12 protein-coding genes and 1 pseudogene are annotated in these 18131 nt (G+C 36.8%); 11 read left to right on the top strand and 2 right to left on the bottom strand.

Features of this window, described 5'->3' with window-relative positions; all coding sequences use genetic code 11:
• The first annotated feature begins 52 nt into the window (after positions 1-52).
• The 3 genes from cvfB (at position 53) to QM374_RS07265 (ending at position 2327) form a co-directional block, all read left to right on the top strand.
• Positions 53-907 carry an RNA-binding virulence regulatory protein CvfB gene (gene cvfB, locus QM374_RS07275; protein WP_414311317.1) on the top strand — a complete coding sequence of 285 codons (855 nt, stop codon included), beginning with the start codon at positions 53-55 and terminating at the stop codon, positions 905-907.
• Positions 908-914: 7 nt separating this feature from the next.
• Positions 915-1130 carry a YozE family protein gene (locus QM374_RS07270; RefSeq protein ID WP_001232087.1) on the top strand — a complete coding sequence of 72 codons (216 nt, stop codon included), beginning with the start codon at positions 915-917 and terminating at the stop codon, positions 1128-1130.
• 210 nt (positions 1131-1340) lie between these two features.
• Positions 1341-2327: a PhoH family protein gene (locus QM374_RS07265; protein ID WP_414267308.1), complete on the top strand. Its 987-nt coding sequence runs from the start codon at positions 1341-1343 to the stop codon at positions 2325-2327.
• Here QM374_RS07265 and QM374_RS07260 read toward each other — a convergent pair.
• A pseudogene (locus QM374_RS07260) lies at positions 2226-3272 on the bottom strand (transposase). The gene QM374_RS07265 and the pseudogene QM374_RS07260 sit on opposite strands and share 102 nt — an antisense overlap.
• A gap of 270 nt (positions 3273-3542) precedes the next feature.
• Between QM374_RS07260 and QM374_RS07255 the strand changes: the two are divergent.
• A complete protein-coding gene (locus QM374_RS07255) occupies positions 3543-10103 on the top strand; it encodes a S8 family serine peptidase (RefSeq protein ID WP_414311316.1) in 6561 nt (2186 codons plus the stop codon).
• A 356-nt stretch (positions 10104-10459) separates the two neighbouring features.
• Here QM374_RS07255 and ald read toward each other — a convergent pair whose 3' ends face one another.
• Positions 10460-11572 carry an alanine dehydrogenase gene (gene ald, locus QM374_RS07250; protein WP_049549322.1) on the bottom strand — a complete coding sequence of 371 codons (1113 nt, stop codon included), beginning with the start codon at positions 11570-11572 and terminating at the stop codon, positions 10460-10462.
• Between the two features lie 168 nt (positions 11573-11740).
• On the opposite strand from ald, the gene QM374_RS07245 reads away from it, so the two are divergent.
• From QM374_RS07245 to atpB, 7 genes are all read left to right on the top strand, one after another.
• Positions 11741-12310: a GNAT family N-acetyltransferase gene (locus QM374_RS07245; RefSeq protein ID WP_049549323.1), complete on the top strand. Its 570-nt coding sequence runs from the start codon at positions 11741-11743 to the stop codon at positions 12308-12310.
• A gap of 65 nt (positions 12311-12375) precedes the next feature.
• Complete coding sequence (locus QM374_RS07240; RefSeq protein ID WP_049549324.1) at positions 12376-13017, top strand: helix-hairpin-helix domain-containing protein; 642 nt, start codon at positions 12376-12378, stop codon at positions 13015-13017.
• On the top strand, positions 13001-15211 hold the full coding sequence (locus QM374_RS07235) for a ComEC/Rec2 family competence protein (protein WP_315638978.1): 2211 nt from the start codon (positions 13001-13003) through the stop codon (positions 15209-15211). Before QM374_RS07240 ends, QM374_RS07235 begins: the two co-directional genes overlap by 17 nt.
• A 125-nt stretch (positions 15212-15336) precedes the next feature.
• A complete protein-coding gene (locus QM374_RS07230; protein WP_000169115.1) occupies positions 15337-16623 on the top strand; it encodes a peptidase U32 family protein in 1287 nt (428 codons plus the stop codon).
• 13 nt (positions 16624-16636) lie between these two features.
• The gene (locus QM374_RS07225) at positions 16637-16948 is read left to right on the top strand and encodes a CHY zinc finger protein (protein ID WP_414311315.1); all 312 of its coding nucleotides are present in this window, start codon (positions 16637-16639) and stop codon (positions 16946-16948) included.
• Between the two features lie 228 nt (positions 16949-17176).
• Positions 17177-17377, top strand: coding sequence for a F0F1 ATP synthase subunit C (locus tag QM374_RS07220; protein ID WP_001054552.1), 201 nt, complete (start codon positions 17177-17179; stop codon positions 17375-17377).
• A gap of 34 nt (positions 17378-17411) precedes the next feature.
• Positions 17412-18125: a F0F1 ATP synthase subunit A gene (atpB, locus tag QM374_RS07215; protein ID WP_000392856.1), complete on the top strand. Its 714-nt coding sequence runs from the start codon at positions 17412-17414 to the stop codon at positions 18123-18125.
• The last annotated feature ends 6 nt before the right edge of the window (positions 18126-18131 follow it).

Below are 18131 nucleotides of genomic sequence, written 5' to 3'. Positions count from 1 at the left end.
CAGAAAAACTCAGTTGGCATTGCTGGCTGAGTTTTATTCGAAAGAAGGAAATATGAATACAAATCTTGCAAGTTTTATCGTTGGACTCATCATCGATGAAAATGACCGTTTTTACTTTGTTCAAAAGGATGGTCAAACATATGCCCTAGCTAAAGAAGAAGGTCAGCATACAGTTGGTGATACGGTCAAAGGTTTTGCTTACACAGATATGAAGCAAAAGCTCCGCTTAACAACTCTAGAAGTGACTGCCACTCAGGACCAATTTGGTTGGGGAACCGTAACAGAAGTCCGTAAGGATTTGGGTGTTTTTGTGGATACAGGTCTTCCTGACAAGGAAATCGTTGTATCACTGGATATTCTACCTGAGCTTAAAGAACTTTGGCCAAAGAAAGGCGATCGCCTATACATTCGTCTAGAAGTGGACAAGAAGGACCGTATCTGGGGTGTATTGGCTTATCAGGAAGATTTCCAACGATTGGCACGTCCTGCCTACAATAACATGCAGAATCAAAATTGGCCAGCCATTGTTTACCGTCTTAAGCTATCGGGAACCTTTGTCTATTTACCGGAAAATAATATGCTGGGCTTCATCCATCCAAGTGAGCGTTATGGAGAACCTCGTTTGGGGCAAGTGTTAGATGTACGTGTTATTGGCTTCCGTGAGGTTGACCGAACGCTTAATCTCTCTTTAAAACCACGCTCTTTTGAGATGTTGGAAAATGATGCGCAGATGATCTTGACTTATTTGGAAAGCAATGGTGGCTTCATGACTTTGAATGATAAGTCATCACCAGAAGATATCAAGGCTACTTTCGGTATTTCAAAAGGTCAATTTAAAAAAGCACTCGGTGGTTTGATGAAGGCTGGCAAAATCAAGCAAGATCAGTTCGGCACAGAGTTGATTTAGGAGGCTTATGAGAAAATCATTTTATACTTGGCTCATGACCGAGCGCAACCCTAAAAGCAATAGTCCCAAAGCAATTTTAGCGGATCTGGCTTTTGAGGAGTCCGCCTTTCCGAAACATACAGATGATTTCGATCAAGTGAGTCGTTTTTTAGAGGAACATGCTAGCTTTTCCTTTAATATGGGAGACTTCGATCGTATCTGGCAGGAATATTTAGAACATTAAGGCTACTAGATGAGGTTTGGGATAGTAATTTCTCAGCCTCTTTGCTATAATATAGTCATTCAGTTTATCTTTTATGAGGATTTTCCTTATTTTGACAAGTTTCGTTTACCATTACGAATTGTCAGAGTGATAGGATTTTTGAAAGTTATTTCATACTTAAAAGAAAACAAAATGATAAAACGAAATAAGAGAATTAGAGAGGTTCTTTGTTTGAAGGAACATTCAATAGATATTCAACTGAGTCATCCAGATGACCTATTTCACCTTTTTGGATCCAATGAGCGCCACCTTCGTCTGATGGAAGATGAGTTAGATGTCATCATCCATGCCCGTACAGAGATTGTACAAGTCTTGGGAGCAGAGAATGCTTGTGAGGAAGCCCGCCAAGTTATCCAAGCCTTAATGGTCTTGGTTAATCGTGGAATGACTGTCGGAACTCCTGACGTGGTGACAGCCATTACCATGGTTAAGAATAATGAAATCGATAAGTTTGTCGCCCTCTATGAAGAAGAGATTATCAAGGATAATACAGGTAAGCCCATCCGTGTTAAAACCTTGGGTCAAAAGCTTTATGTGGATAGTGTCAAGCAACACGATGTGACCTTTGGGATTGGGCCGGCAGGAACAGGTAAGACCTTCTTAGCAGTGACTTTGGCCGTAACAGCTCTCAAGCGTGGACAAGTCAAGCGAATCATATTGACACGTCCAGCAGTGGAAGCAGGAGAGAGCTTAGGATTTCTTCCGGGAGATTTGAAGGAAAAGGTAGATCCTTACCTTCGTCCTGTTTACGATGCCTTGTACCAGATTCTCGGAAAAGACCAAACAACTCGTCTCATGGAACGTGAAATCATTGAAATCGCTCCACTTGCCTATATGCGTGGGCGTACCTTGGATGATGCCTTTGTCATTCTCGATGAAGCGCAAAATACAACCATCATGCAGATGAAGATGTTTTTGACTCGTTTAGGCTTTAATTCTAAGATGATTGTCAATGGAGATATCAGTCAGATTGACCTGCCACGTAATGTCAAGTCCGGTTTGATTGATGCTCAAGAAAAACTCAAGAACATCCATCAGATTGACTTTGTTCATTTCTCAGCCAAGGATGTGGTTCGCCACCCAGTTGTCGCTCAAATTATCAGAGCCTATGAACCTCGACCTGTCAAAGCTGAAGAAAACGAAGAAGAAAGAGAATAAGGAAAAAGGACCTAGGCAAAAACTAGCTTCTAAATAAAACCACACAGTGATTTCAGTCTTGAATACAATCAAGCTGAAAGAAACACTGTGTGGTTTTTGAATAGGTGAACGTTTTAGATGCTAGATTCTTTGCCAATTTGGTGAGATTCATGCTCATGAAGATGAATGCTATCTCTGTTGCGACAGCTTGTTTACCTCTGACATGCACTCTGCGCACGCCGAAAACTACCAAAAACGGGTTCAACATCAATTTTCCGTTTGGCATAAATTTGAGAGCTTTCTTCACTATGTAATGTTTGTGTAAGGAGTTCCTTAAAGTAATTCCAAGTTTGATTATAATGGATTTGTTTCTGATTCCCACTATCCGTTTTAGCCAAGTGTTCTAACTTAGGAGTATCTTGAATTTTATCCGCCTCATAAATCTTGAAATCACGTTGAAGCCCATACTTGTCAGTTCGACTAGAGTAGTTCTTAAAGGAATAAACTAGGCCGTCGGGCTTTATAAACTGGTCCGTGTCCTCAAGATATTCCCAGTTCATTGGGTTATCTGTGCTCGTTTAGTACTTTTTAGTCAATTTTGATTAGGTTGTTGGCATGTTTACTGGAGCGGAAATTATTAATCGTTTTATAGCTAACATAGGTATCTTGGCTCAACCATTTCATGAGAATGACTTCTTCGTTCATTTGAACGATTTTATGTCCAAAGAACACTTGACGACCATAAGCGAATATGGTCATCTTCATGAGTATGGTTGGACGAAAGGCAGGACGACCAGTGTGAGAGGTCTATTTCAGTAATACTTGACTAGGGATATTGTCAACAAATAGGCTAATCATTCTCGCTTCGTAACTTAGTGGAATATCGTAGGCAAGATTCACTTCCAAACTTAACTGAGTTTTTGATGGTTTTAGTAGTGGTTCAACTTCATTCCTACTATTCTTGATGGTGTGAATATGCTTATAATGTATTCCAGTTAAACACGAAAGCTTTGAACTTTATGAAATTAACATACGTTAATAAAAAAATTAACCCGTATTAATTTTTCTTGACTTAAATTTTTTTAATTGATATACTATTTTCAGAGAGCTAACAATTATATATAAATGTACTACTCTATTTCCTAGATAATACTTAGTAAAACTTTTTATAACAAAGGCTAGCAAAGTTAAAGTTTTCTATCTATTGGAAGTTAAATAAATATGTAAGGAATTAAAATGAAAAAAAGTACAGTATTGTCATTAACTGCAGCTGCAGTTATTTTAGCAGCATATGTCCCTAATGAGGTAGTCTTAGCAGACACATCTAGCTCTGAAGATGCTTTAAATATCTCTGATAAAGAAAAAGTAGTAGTAGATAAGGAAGCAGAAAATAAAGAAAAACATGAAAATATTCATAATGCTATAGGAACTTCAAAGGATACTGAAGAGAAGAAAACAACAATTATTGAGGAAAAAGAAGTTGTTAGTAAAAATCCTGAGATAGACAATAACACTAGCAATGAAGAAGCAACAATCAAAGAAGATTCCAATCAATCCCAAGGAGATAAAGTGGACTCGTCTGCAAGTAAAGACCCAGAAAGTCCCAAAAAAGAGGATAAACTTGTCTATATTGCTGAATTTAAAGATAAAGAATCTGGAGAAAAAGCAATCAAGGAATTATCCAATCTTAAGGATACAAAAGTTTTATATACTTATGATACGGTTTTTAATGGTGTTGCAATAGAAACAACTCCAGATAATCTGGACAAAATTAAACTAATAGAAGGTATCTCATCGGTTGAACGATCACAAAAAGTCCAGCCAATGATGAATCATGCTAGAAAGGAAATTGGAGTTGAAGAGGCAATTGATTACCTAAAATCTATCAATGCTCCATTTGGTAAAAATTTTGATGGTAGAGGTATGGTCATTTCAAATATCGATACCGGGACAGATTATAGGCATAAGGCCATGAGGATTGATGATGATGCTAAAGGCTCAATGAGATTCAAAAAAGAAGACTTAAAAGGTACTGATAAAAATTTCTGGTTGAGTGATAAAATCCCTCATGCGTTCAATTATTATAATGGTGGTAAAATAACTGTAGAAAAAGCTGATGATGGGAGCGATTATTTTGATCCACATGGGATGCATATTGCAGGGATTCTTGCGGGAAATGATACTGAAAAAGACATCAAGAACTTTAACGGAATAGATGGAATTGCTCCTAATGCACAGATCTTCTCTTATAAAATGTACTCTGACGCAGGATCTGGCTTCGCAGGGGATGAAACAATGTTTCATGCTATTGAAGATTCGATCAAACACAATGTCGATGTTGTTTCGGTATCATCTGGCTTTACAGGAACAGGTCTTGTAGGTGAGAAATATTGGCAAGCTATTAGGGCGTTAAGAAAAGCAGGCATTCCAATGGTCGTAGCTACGGGTAACTATGCGACTTCTGCTTCAAGTTCTTCATGGGATTTGGTGGCAAATAATAATCTGAAAATGACCGACACTGGAAATGTAACACGAACTGCAGCACATGAAGATGCGATAGCAGTTGCTTCTGCTAAAAATCAAACAGTTGAGTTTGATAAAGTTAAGATTGGAGGAGAAAGTTTTAAATACAGAAATATAGGGGCCTTTTTCGATAAGAATAAAATCATAACAAACGAAGATGGTTCAAAAACTCCTAGTAAATTAAACTTTGTATATATAGGCAAAGGTCAAGACCAAGATTTGATAGGTTTGGATCTTAAGGGCAAAATTGCAGTAATGGATAGAATTTATACAAAGGATTTAAAAAATGCTTTTAAAAGAGCAACGGATAAGGGCGCACGCGCCATTATGGTTGTAAATACTGTCAATTACTATAATAGAGATAATTGGACAGAGCTTCCAGCCATGGGATATGAAGCGGATGAAGGGACTAAAAGTCAAGTATTTTCAATTTCAGGAGATGATGGTGTAAAGCTATGGAACATGATTAATCCTGATAAAAAAACTGAGGTTAAAAGAAATAGTAAGGAAGATTTCAAAGATAAATTGGAGCAATACTATCCAATTGATATGGCCAGCTATAATTCTAATAAACCGAATGTAGGTGACGAAAAAGAGATTGACTTTAAGTTTGCACCTGACACAGACAAAGAATTGTATAAAGAAGATGTCATAGTTCCAGCAGGATCCACATCTTGGGGACCGAGAACAGATTTGCTTTTAAAACCTGATGTCTCAGCACCAGGTAAAAATATTAAATCCACTCTCAATGTCATTAATGGTAAATCAACTTATGGTTATATGTCAGGGACTAGTATGGCAACTCCAATCGTGGCAGCTTCTACTGTTTTGATTAGACCAAAGTTAAAGGAAATGCTTGAAAGACCTGTGTTGAAAAATCTTAAGGGAGATGACAAAATAGATCTTACAAGTCTTACAAAAATAACCCTACAAAATACTGCACGCCTTATGATGGATGCGACTTCTTGGAAAGAAAAAAGTCAATACTTTGCATCACCTAGACAACAGGGAGCAGGTCTTATCAATGTTGCTAATGCTTTGAGAAATGAAGTTGTAGCGACTTTCAAAAACACAGATTCTAAAGGTTTGGTAAACTCTTATGGTTCTATTTCGCTTAAAGAAATAAAAGGAGATAAAAAATATTTTACAATTAAGCTTCACAATACATCAAACAGACCTTTAACCTTTAAAGTTTCAGCATCTGCTATAACTACAGATGCTCTAACTGACAGACTAAAACTCGATGAAACATACAAAGATGAAAAATCACCAGATGGTAAGCAAATTGTTCCAGAAATTCACCCAGAGAAAGTAAAAGATGCAAATATTACATTTGAGCATGACACTTTCACTATAGCCCCAAATTCTAGCTTTGATTTGAATGCTGTGATAAATGTTGGAGAGGCTAAAAATAAAAATAAATTTGTAGAATCATTTATTCATTTTGAATCAGTGGAAGAAATGGAAGCTCTAAACTCCAATGGGAAGAAAACAAATTTCCAACCATCTTTATCGATGCCTCTAATGGGATTTGCTGGAAATTGGAATAAGGAACCAATCCTTGATAAATGGGCTTGGGAAGAAGGATCAAAATCAAAAACAATGGAAGGTTATGATGATGATGGTAAACCAAAAATTCCAGGAACCTTAAATAAGGGAATTGGTGGAGAGCATGGTATAGATAAATTTAATCCAGCAGGAGTTATCCAAAATAGAAAAGATAAAAATACAACATCCCTAGATCAAAATCCAGAATTATTTGCTTTCAATAACGAAGGGATCAACGCACCATCATCAAGTGGTTCTAATATTGCTAAAATTTATCCTTTAGATTCAAATGGAAATCCTCAAGATGCTCAACTTGAGAGAGGATTAACACCTTCTCCACTTGTATTAAGAAGTGCAGAAGAAGGATTGATTTCAATAGTAAATACAAATAAAGAGGGAGAAAATCAAATTGACTTAAAAGTCATTTCGAGAGAACACTTTATTAAAGGAATTTTAAACTCTAAAAGAAATGATGCAAAGGGAATCAAATCTTCTAAGCTAAAAGTTTGGGGTGACTTGAAATGGGATGGACTCATCTATAACCCTAGAGGTAGAGAAGAAAATGCACCAGAAAGCAATGATAAGCAAGATCCAGCTACTAAGATAAGAGGTCAATTTGAACCGATTGCAGAAGGTCAATATTTCTATAAATTTAAATATAGATTAACTAAAGATTACCCATGGCAGGTTTCCTATATTCCTGTAAAAATTGATAACACAGCCCCTAAGATTGTTTCGATTGATTTTTCAAATCCTGAAAAAATTAAGCTGATCACAAAGGATACTTATCACAAGGTAAAAGATCAATACAAGAATGAAACCCTATTTGCGAGAGATCAAAAAGAACATCCTGAAAAATTTGACGAGATTGCAAACGAAGTTTGGTATGCTGGCGCCGCTCTTGTTAATGAAGATGGAGATGTTGAGAAAAATCTTGAAGTAACTTACGCAGGTGAGGGTCAAGGAAGAAATAGGAAACTTGACAAAGACGGAAATACCATTTATGAAATTAATGGTGCAGGAGATTTAAGAGGAAAAATCATTGAAGTCATTGCATTAGATGGCTCTAGCAATTTCACAAAGATTCATAGAATTAAATTTGATGATCATGCTGATGAAAAGGGGATGATTTCCTATTATCTAGTAGATCCTGATCAAGATTCATCTAAATACCAAAAACTTGGCGAGATTGCCGAATCTAAATTTAAAAATTTAGAAAAAAGAAAAGAGGATAGTCTTAAAAAAGATACAACTGAGGTAGAAAATCATCAAGAAAATGAAGAGTCTATCGAAGAAAAATCTAGCTTTACTATTCATAAAACGATTTCAACAATTAGAGAGTTTGAAAGTAAAGACTTAAAGAAACTCATTAAAAAGAAATTTAGAGAAGTTGATGACTTTACAAGTGAAACTGGTAAGAGGACAGAAGAATACGATTATAAATACGATGATAAGGGAAATATCATTGCTTATGACGATGGTAGTGCCTTAGAATATGAAACTGAAAAACTTGACGAAATCAAATCAAAAATTTATGGTGTTCTAAGCCCGTCTAAAGATGGACACTTTGAAATTCTTGGAAAGATAAGTAATGTTTCTAAAAATGCCAAGGTATATTATGGTAATAAATATAAATCGATAGAAATCAAAACGACCAAGTATGATTCTCACTCAAAAACGATGACATTTGATTTATACGCTAATATTAATGATATTGTGGATGGATTAGCTTTTTCAGGAGATATGAGATTCTTTGTTAAAGATGATGATCAGATAAAAGCTGAAACGAAAATTAGAATGCCTGAAAAAAATAAGGAAACTAAAACAGAATATCCCTATGCATCAAGTTATGGGAATGTAATAGAATTAGGAGAAGGAGATCTTTCAAAAAACAAACCAAACAATTTAACGGACATGGAATCTGGTAAAATCTATTCTGATTCAGAAAAACAACAATATCTGTTAAAAGATAACATTATTCTAAGAAAAGGCTATGCACTAAAAGTGACTACCTATAATCCTGGAAAAACGGATATGTTAGAAGGAAATGGAGTCTATAACAAGGAAGATATAGCAAAAATCCAAAAGACCAATCCTAATCTAAGAGTCCTTTCAGAAAAAATAATTTATGCTGATAGTAGAAATGTTGAAGATGGAAGAAGTACTCAAGCTGTATTAATGTCGGCTTTGGACGGCTTTAACATTGTAAGATATCAAGTGTTTACTTTTAAAATGAATGATAAAGGGGAAGCAATCGATAAAGATGGAAATCTTGTGACAGATCCTTCTAAACTTGTATTATTGGGTAAGGATGGTAAAGAGTACACAGGAGAGGATAAGTCCAATGTAGAAGCTATAAAAGAAGATGGCTCTACGTTATTTATTGATGCAAAACCAGTAAATCTTTCAATGGACAAGAACTACTTTAATCCATCTAAATCTAATAAAATTTATGTACGAAATCCAGAATTTTATTTAAGAGGTAAGATTTCTGATAAGGGTGGTTTTAACTGGGAATTGAGAGTGAATGAATCGGTTGTAGATAATTATTTAATCTACGGAGATTTACATATTGATAACACTAGAGATTTTAACATTAAGCTTAATGTTAAAGACGGTGACATCATGGACTGGGGAATGAAAGACTATAAAGCAAACGGATTCCCAGATAAAGTAACAGATATGGATGGAAATGTTTATCTTCAAACTGGCTATAGCGATTTGAATGCGAAAGCGGTTGGAGTACACTATCAATTTTTATATGATAATGTTAAACCAGAAGTAAACATTGATCCTAAGGGAAATACTAGTATTGAATATGCTGACGGAAAATCTGTAGTCTTTAATATCAATGATAAAAGAAATAATGGATTCGATGGTGAGATTCAAGACAAACATATTTATGTAAATGGAAAAGAATACAAATCATTTGATGATATTAAACAACTAACAGATAAGACACTAAACATTAAGATTGTTGTAAAAGATTTTGCAAGAAATACGACCGTAAAAGAATTCATTTTAAACAAAGATACGGGAGAGGTAAGCGAACTAAAACCTCATACGGTAACTGTGACCATTCAAAATGGAAAAGAAATGAGTTCTAAGATAGTGTCGGAAGAAGATTTCATTTTACCTGTCTATAAGGGGGAATTAGAAAAAGGCTATCAATTTGATGGCTGGGAAATTTCTGGTGTCGAAGGGAAAAAAGATGCTGGTTATGTTATTAATCTATCAAAAGATACCCTTATAAAACCTGTATTCAAGAAAATAGAGGAGAAAAAGGAGGAGGAAAATAAACCTACTTTTGATGTATCCAAAAAGAAAGATAAGGTGCAAGTAAATCAAAGTCACAGAAAAGAAGACTTACAAAGAGAAAATTATCCACACAACTCTGATTCAACTAAAGATGTCAAAACTACAGTTCCTGTACAAGTAAATTATAGTCAATTAGATGAAAGTCAAAGATCTGATTCAACTAAGGATGTTACAGCTACAGTTCCTGATAAAAATGATAAAAACTTTGAAAATAAGAAAGAAGTTTATCTTAATGAATCAGAGAACATAGCTAATAAACATACCAATATCGATAGTAAATCGGATACTAACAATTCTGATAGATTGCCAAAAACCGGAACAGTTAGAGAAGGTTTTACTCCATTCATTGCTGGAATAATGTTTACCGTAGGTGCATTTCTTGGATTGAAGAAAAAAGATCAAGATTAAGACCAAAGCTATGGATGAAAAAATGGTTTATGTGCTGAGATAGTGTGATGATGAAACAGTTTTGTGAAAATAGCCATTTATAACTCAATAATTCAATTATTTAGTTTACTTTACTATTGGTACTCTTTTTGGATTTATTAATAGACTTAGTTTAGACAACTAATGAATTGATTGAAAGGGTTAGTATTGACAAATAATGATCACATTGATTAGAAACTAGAGTCTATCAAAATTTAAATTATAAACCATGACATGAGAAAACGAGCATCTCCAAGAACGGAAATGCTCGTTTTTGAGATTTAGAAGCTAGTTTTTATGTAGCTTCTTATTTTTGTAGTTTTAATATGTAAATCATTTTAGACCAGTTCACTGATTGAAGTGAAGTCACGTTCCAAGCCTTCTGCAACAGGCTGGCTGGTGAGGTATCCTTGATAGGTTGTCACACCTTCAAGCAAGCCTGCGTCTTCTAGGATAGCTTTCTTAAATCCTTTTCCTGCCAAGGCTTCGATATATGGAAGAGTCACATTAGTAAGGGCAATCGTAGATGTGCGAGCAACTGCTCCAGGAATGTTAGCAACGGCATAGTGAAGAACACCGTGTTTTTCATAGACTGGTTCATCGTGAGTTGTCACACGGTCAGCTGTCGCTATAACACCACCTTGGTCAACAGCAACGTCTACGATGACAGAACCAGGACGCATTTGTTGTACCATTTCATCTGTCACCAATTTTGGAGCTTTGGCACCAGGAATCAAGACAGCACCGATAACAACGTCTGCTTCACGTACACTTGCTTCGATATTAAATGGGTTAGACATGAGGGTTTGGATTTGGTGACCAAAGACATCTTCTAGGACAGAGAGGCGTTTAGCACTGATATCAAGAATGGTTACTTGAGCTCCCAAACCTAGCGCAATGCGGGCTGCATGTGTACCAACAACACCACCACCGATGATGGTTACTTTTCCTTTTGGAACACCAGGGACACCACCGAGTAGAACTCCTGAACCACCAGCTTGTTTCGTCAAGAAATGAGCACCGATTTGGACTGCCATACGACCAGCTACCTCACTCATTGGAACAAGAAGTGGGAGTTGTCCTTGAGTATCACGGACTGTCTCATAAGCAACACCAGTTGTTTTAGCTGCAAGCATAGCATCAGCCAATTCTGGAGCCGCTGCCATATGTAAGTAGGTGAAAAGTAGTAAATCCTCACGCAAGAACTGGTACTCACTAGCAAGGGGTTCTTTTACTTTAACAACTAATTCTGCAGCCCAGGCTTCAGCAGCAGTTGCGACAATTTCTGCTCCTTGCTTTTCATAGTCAGCATCAGTAAATCCTGAACCAAGTCCAGCATTTGTTTCGATGAGGACTCGGTGACCACGACCAACAAGACTCTGTACACCAGCAGGTGTCAAAGCAACACGATTTTCATTATTTTTAATTTCCTTTGGAATTCCAATTAACATAGGATAACTCACTTTCTATTAAGCTGTTTCAATTTATGTATCACATCATTCGTCAGAGTTTTTGTGATGACTTTATTGTATATGAAACCGTTTTAAATTGCAAGAAAAACTTGTAAACCTATTTCTTTTATGTTATTCTTTTAGCAACCTATTTTGGGAGGGGCAATCATGGAATCACTATTTATCAAACTAGCGAAGCATCCAATAATCGAAACAGAACGATTAGTACTTAGACCAGTAACACTTGATGATGCAGAAGCAATGTTTGAATATGCTTCAAACCAGGAAAATACACGCTATACTTTTCCAACCAATCAAAGTTTAGAGGAAACCAAGAATAATATTGCCCAATTTTATCTAGCTAATCCCTTGGGCCGATGGGGTATTGAACTAAAAAATAGTGGAGAGTTTATCGGAACTATTGACCTGCACAAGGTTGATACTGTTCTTAAAAAGGCAGCCATTGGTTACATTATCCATCAAAAATATTGGAATCAAGGTTTGACAACTGAAGCCAATCGTGCCGTCATTGAACTGGCCTTTGAAGAAATCGGAATGAATAAGTTGACAGCCCTTCACGATAAGGATAATCCTGCGTCAGGAAAGGTCATGGAGAAATCAGGCATGCGCTTTTCTCACGAAGAACCCTATGCCAGAATGGATAATAAAGAACCGGGACGAATTGTAACACGTGTACATTATGTTTTGACCAAGGAAGACTATTTTGCAAATAAGTAAGCAGTTGAAAAGATTTTTCAGCTGTTTTTTCTTTCTCTTACGAATAAAGTAAGAGAGGAGAAAATATGGAAGAACTTATTGAGAAAATCCAAGAATATAAAATCATTGTTATCTGTGCTGGTTTGGGCTTGGTCTTAGGCGGATTTTTCCTGCTAAAGCCAGTCGCTCAAGCACCTGCTAAGGAAACAAAGGTGCAGACTGAAGTTACAGCTGTTCCAAAGGATTCGACGGATGAAAAGGAAGATGGAAATCAGAAGGAAGAAGTGGTGGGGCAAGATCTGATTACTGTCGATGTCAAAGGTGCTGTCAAATCACCTGGAATTTATGATTTACCAGTTGGAAGTCGTATCAATGATGCTGTTCAAAAAGCTGGTGGATTGACAGATAATGCTGATAGTAAGTCTATCAATCTTGCTCAGAGAATTAGTGATGAAGCACTTGTTTATGTCCCGACTAAGGAAGAAGCTACAAGCCAAGAGGCATATTCAAATGCTTCCAACACCAAAGAAAATAAGAAAGTCAACCTTAATAAAGCCAGTATAGAGGAACTGAAGCAAGTCAAAGGTTTAGGTGTTAAACGTGCTCAAGATATTATCGACCATCGTGATTCCAACGGTAAGTTTAAGTCAGTTGATGAGCTCAAAAAGGTTTCTGGTATTGGTGCAAAAACGATAGAAAAGTTAAAAGAGTATGTTACAGTGGATTAGTCGCTTTCCAATTCCAAAAATCTATCTCAGTTTTCTTTTGCTCTGGTTCTACTATGCAATTTTTTCAGCAAGTGTCTTAGCACTTTTGGGCTTTGTCTTTTTACTAGTCTGCCTCTTTTTCCAATTTCCATGGAAAACTGTGACTAAGGTCCTCTTGATTTGCAGCATATTTGGGAGTTGGTTTATTTTTCAAAAATGGCAGCAAGAAGAAGCCAATCGGAATCTTGTAGACACGGTTGATACAGTGCGAATATTACCGGATACCATCAAAGTAAATGGTGATAGCTTATCTTTTCGTGGCAAGGCTGAGGGCAGACTCTTTCAGGTCTATTATAAACTCCAGTCAGAATCTGAAAAGAAAAAATTTCAAGACTTATCTGAACTACCTGAAATAGTTTTGAAAGGCAAGTTAGCTAGTCCTCAAGGAGCCAGTAATTTTGCTGGATTTGATTATCGAAACTATCTAAAAACACAGGGGATTTATCAGACCTTAACTATATCGGAAATTGTCGAATTAAAGCAAATTTCTAGTTGGGATATAGGAGAAAATCTATCCAGTTTGCGAAGAAAAGCAGTTGTCTGGATAAAAAGGAATTTTCCTGACCCCATGCGCAATTATATGACGGGACTCTTATTAGGGCACTTGGACACAGATTTTGAGGAAATGAATGAACTCTATTCTAGCCTCGGAATTATTCACCTATTTGCTTTGTCAGGAATGCAAGTAGGATTCTTTATGAATGCTTTTAAAAAATCACTCTTACGTTTGGGCTTGACTCAAGAGAAGTTCAAATGGCTTGCCTATCCCTTTTCTTTGTTCTATGCAGGCATGACAGGTTTTTCAGCATCTGTGATTAGAAGTCTTTTACAAAAGATCTTGGCTCAGCATGGCTTTAAGTCACTGGATAATTTTGCTTTGACAATTCTTATTCTATTTTTAATCATGCCGAACTTTTTCTTAACAGCTGGAGGGGTTCTTTCCTGTGCTTATGCCTTTATCCTGACAATGACTGGTGAGGAAGTAGCAGGGATAAAAGGACTGGTTAGGGAGAGTTGTATTATTTCCTTGGGAATTCTGCCAATTTTATCTTTTTATTTTTCAGAATTTCAACCGTGGTCTATTCTCCTAACTTTTGCCTTTTCTTTCTTATTTGATATGGTCTTGTTGCCACTTTTATCGATTCTCTTCTGTCTGTCATTTGTATATCCCATCACCCAGTTCAACTTTCTCTTTGAATGGCTAGAAAATATCATACGCTATATTTCTCAGCTATCTACTAGGCCCCTTGTTTTCGGCCAACCGAGTCTTTGGATTTTAATCCTTCTTTTGATTACTTTAGCTCTCATCTATGACTATCGAAAGAATTTGAAAAAACTATCTATGCTTGTCATAGTTGCCATCTCATTCTTTTTAGTAACCAAACATCCACTAGAGAATGAAATCACAGTCCTAGATATGGAACAGGGACGAAGCATTTTCCTAAGAGACATGACAGGGAAGACCATACTACTGGATGTTGGTGAAAAGCTAGCAGTTGAAAAGAAAGAAGTCTGGCAGGAGAAAGCTATTACCAGCAATGCCAAACGTAGTTTAATTCCTTATCTGAAAAGTCGAGGAGTGGCCAAGATTGATCAGCTGGTTCTAACGACTAGTGATACTAAACAGTTAGATCATGTGTTAGAAATCAGTAAAGCCGTCGAGCTTGGAGAGATTCTAGTAACTGAAGAAACTTTATCTAAGAGAGAATTTATGGATAAGCTGAAGGAGAGCAAAGTCAAGGTAGGTGCTATCAAAACAGGACAGCAGTTACCTATTTTTGGGAATAGTTTAGAAGTTATCGCTACCCAAAATAAGGATAAAAATGATTCAATTACAATGTATGGAAAGTTACTAAACCAAACCTTTCTAGTTACTGGAAATATAGAGGAGAAGTTTTTAACGAGTCATTATCCAAAACTCCAAGCAGATGTAGTGATAACTCATCAGCAAGCATCGAAGAAAAAGACAGATAACGAAATCTTCAAAAATGTACACCCTAAAATCACGGTCATTTCGGTAGACAAGAAGAAAAAATTCAAAGAAAAAAATGGGGAAAGTAACCAAGAACTTGGGAATTCGATATACCAAACGAATCAAAAGGGCGCCATTCGTTTCAAGGGATGGACTACTTGGAATGTTGAAACTGTTCAATAACGTTTTCAGAGAAAACTAAACATTAAAATTGTCTAAACAATCATTCAAGGCTTGATTTTGAATCCTGTTTACTATAAAATAGTTAAGATTGGTGTCAAACTTTTATATTGCAAATAGGAGAAAAAATGACAAAAACTTTGAAACGTCCTGAGGTTCTATCACCTGCAGGAACACTAGAAAAACTAAAAGTAGCTGTTCAATACGGAGCAGATGCTGTCTTTATCGGTGGTCAGGCCTATGGTCTACGTAGCCGTGCGGGAAACTTCACTTTCGAACAAATGGAAGAAGGAGTTCAGTTCGCGGCTAAGTATGGCGCTAAAGTTTATGTGGCTGCTAATATGGTTATGCACGAAGGAAATGAAGAAGGTGCAGGAGAATGGTTCCGTAAATTGCGTGATATCGGAATTGCAGCGGTCATCGTATCAGACCCAGCCTTGATTATGATTGCGGCAACTGAAGCACCAGGTCTTGAAATCCACCTTTCTACACAAGCTAGTGCGACTAACTATGAAACACTAGAATTCTGGAAAGAACTTGGATTGACGCGTGTCGTTTTGGCGCGTGAGGTTTCTATGGAAGAGTTGGCAGAAATCCGCAAACGTACAGATGTAGAAATCGAAGCCTTTGTACATGGTGCGATGTGTATTTCTTACTCTGGTCGTTGTACTCTTTCTAACCATATGAGTATGCGTGACGCCAACCGTGGTGGATGTTCACAGTCTTGTCGCTGGAAATATGACCTTTATGATATGCCATTTGGTAAAGAACGTAAGAGCCTCAAGGGAGAAATTCCTGAAGAGTTCTCCATGTCTGCGGTTGATATGTCTATGATTGACCATATCCCAGATATGATTGAAAATGGTGTGGACAGTCTTAAAATTGAAGGTCGTATGAAGTCTATCCACTATGTTTCAACAGTGACAAACTGCTACAAGGCTGCCGTTGATGCCTACCTCGAAAGTCCTGAAAAGTTTGAAGCTATCAAGCAAGACTTGATTGATGAAATGTGGAAGGTTGCCCAACGTGAATTGGCTACAGGTTTCTACTATGGGACACCATCTGAAAATGAACAACTGTTCGGTGCTCGTCGTAAGATTCCAGAATACAAGTTTGTTGCTGAAGTAGTAGCTTATGATGATGCGACGCAAACAGCAACTATTCGCCAACGTAATGTTATCAACGAAGGTGACCAAGTTGAGTTTTATGGCCCAGGTTTCCGCCATTTTGAAACTTATATCGAAGACCTTCATGATGCCAAAGGTAACAAGATTGACCGTGCACCAAACCCAATGGAACTTTTAACCATCAAGGTTCCACAACCAGTACAAGCAGGTGATATGGTCCGTGCTTTGAAAGAAGGTTTGATTAATCTTTACAAAGAAGATGGAACCAGCGTTACTGTTCGTGCCTAGATAAGGAAAAAGAATGCTTCACGCTCAGGGATTACTAGTAGACGATGAAAGCAGATGTGTTCATTACCATAGTGATAAAGATATCGTAGCGCTCCAGTGTTATGAGTGTCAGAAATACTATGCCTGTTATCAGTGTCACAATGAACTAGAGTCGCACACATTTTCTCCCTACCCTTTAAGACTTAAACAGGATAAACCCATCTTATGTGGTTCCTGTAAGAAGACCCTAACTTATGAGGAGTATAAAGAAAAGGGGAGCTGTCCTTATTGTGCAGCACTCTTTAATCCAGCTTGCCAGAGCCACCATTCAATTTATTTCAAATAAAAAACGATAAATCCAGGTTGTAAAACTTGGATTTTTATTTTCAGAAAAACAGGAAAGATAAGGAAAATAACCTGAAAAGACATTAAAATTTTCTATATAATTGTCTTGAAAATCGCAAAATTAGAAATAAATGATTAGAAACGCTTTCAATGCTAGTAAAAAGTTGACAAAAGCAAATTTTAGGACTAAACTAGGGAAGTAAATTTATTTAAAAAAGGAGAATTCGTCATGAATTTAACATTTTTCGGTCTATGTCTTGCCTGTATGGGTGTATCTCTTGCAGAAGGATTTTTGATGAACGGTTTGTTCAAATCTGCAGCACGCCAACCAGATATCATCCCTCAATTGCGTAGTTTGATGATCATGGGGATTGCCTTTATCGAAGGAACATTCTTTGTAACTCTCGTATTTTCATTTATCATCAAATAAAGAGAAGTATAAAATGGAAAAGGGAGGATTCTAGATGGAAGAAAGTATCAATCCAACCATCAATATTGGTCCTGTTACCTTTGATTTAACCTTGACAGCATTGACTTTGTTGTCGGTGGCACTTATTTTTGGCTTTATCTATTGGGCAAGTCGCAATATGACTGTAAAACCCAAAGGAAAGCAAAATGTACTAGAGTATCTCTATGACTTTGTAGTCGGATTTACAGAACCTAACGTAGGTTCACGGTACATGAAAGATTACTCACTCTTTTACTTGTGTTTATTTCTTTTTATGGTTATCGCAAATAATCTTGGTTTGATGGCGAAACTTCAAACTACAGATGGGACAAACCTTTGGACATCGCCAACAGCAAATCTCCAGTTTGACTTGGCCTTGTCATTCGGAATTATCCTGATGACCCATATTGAAGGAATTCGTCGTCGCGGTGTTAAAAAATATCTAAAAGGTTTTGTAACCCCAGGTTTCATGACACCGATGAATCTCCTTGAAGAAGTCACGAATTTCCTATCACTTGCTTTGCGGGTGTTCGGGAATATCTTTGCCGGAGAAGTGATGGCAAGCTTGCTTATTACTCTCTCTCATCAGGCACTTTATTGGTATCCAGTCGCATTTGTTACCAATCTTGTCTGGACGGCATTTTCTGTGTTTATTTCCTGTGTTCAGGCCTATGTATTCACAGTCTTGTCTTCTATGTATCTAGGAAATAAAATTAATGATGAAGAGTAGAAAGGA

Origin of the sequence: Streptococcus infantis, assembly GCF_047465525.1 — a bacterium.
In the GTDB taxonomy this organism is placed as follows: Bacteria; Bacillota; Bacilli; order Lactobacillales; family Streptococcaceae; genus Streptococcus; species Streptococcus infantis_R.
Note: the sequence above shows the minus strand (reverse complement) of the source record. Positions and strands in the feature narration are given on the sequence as shown.

Excerpts from the sequence above, each read along its gene's own strand:
- atpB (WP_000392856.1), top strand. The coding sequence starts at position 17,412 with ATGGAAGAAAGTATCAATCCAACCATCAATATTGGTCCTGTTACCTTT.
- cvfB (WP_414311317.1), top strand. The coding sequence starts at position 53 with ATGAATACAAATCTTGCAAGTTTTATCGTTGGACTCATCATCGATGAA.
- QM374_RS07245 (WP_049549323.1), top strand. The coding sequence starts at position 11,741 with ATGGAATCACTATTTATCAAACTAGCGAAGCATCCAATAATCGAAACA.
- QM374_RS07255 (WP_414311316.1), top strand. The coding sequence starts at position 3,543 with ATGAAAAAAAGTACAGTATTGTCATTAACTGCAGCTGCAGTTATTTTA.
- QM374_RS07225 (WP_414311315.1), top strand. The coding sequence starts at position 16,637 with ATGCTTCACGCTCAGGGATTACTAGTAGACGATGAAAGCAGATGTGTT.
- QM374_RS07230 (WP_000169115.1), top strand. The coding sequence starts at position 15,337 with ATGACAAAAACTTTGAAACGTCCTGAGGTTCTATCACCTGCAGGAACA.
- QM374_RS07220 (WP_001054552.1), top strand. The coding sequence starts at position 17,177 with ATGAATTTAACATTTTTCGGTCTATGTCTTGCCTGTATGGGTGTATCT.
- QM374_RS07240 (WP_049549324.1), top strand. The coding sequence starts at position 12,376 with ATGGAAGAACTTATTGAGAAAATCCAAGAATATAAAATCATTGTTATC.
- QM374_RS07270 (WP_001232087.1), top strand. The coding sequence starts at position 915 with ATGAGAAAATCATTTTATACTTGGCTCATGACCGAGCGCAACCCTAAA.
- QM374_RS07235 (WP_315638978.1), top strand. The coding sequence starts at position 13,001 with ATGTTACAGTGGATTAGTCGCTTTCCAATTCCAAAAATCTATCTCAGT.
- ald (WP_049549322.1), bottom strand. The coding sequence starts at position 11,572 with ATGTTAATTGGAATTCCAAAGGAAATTAAAAATAATGAAAATCGTGTT.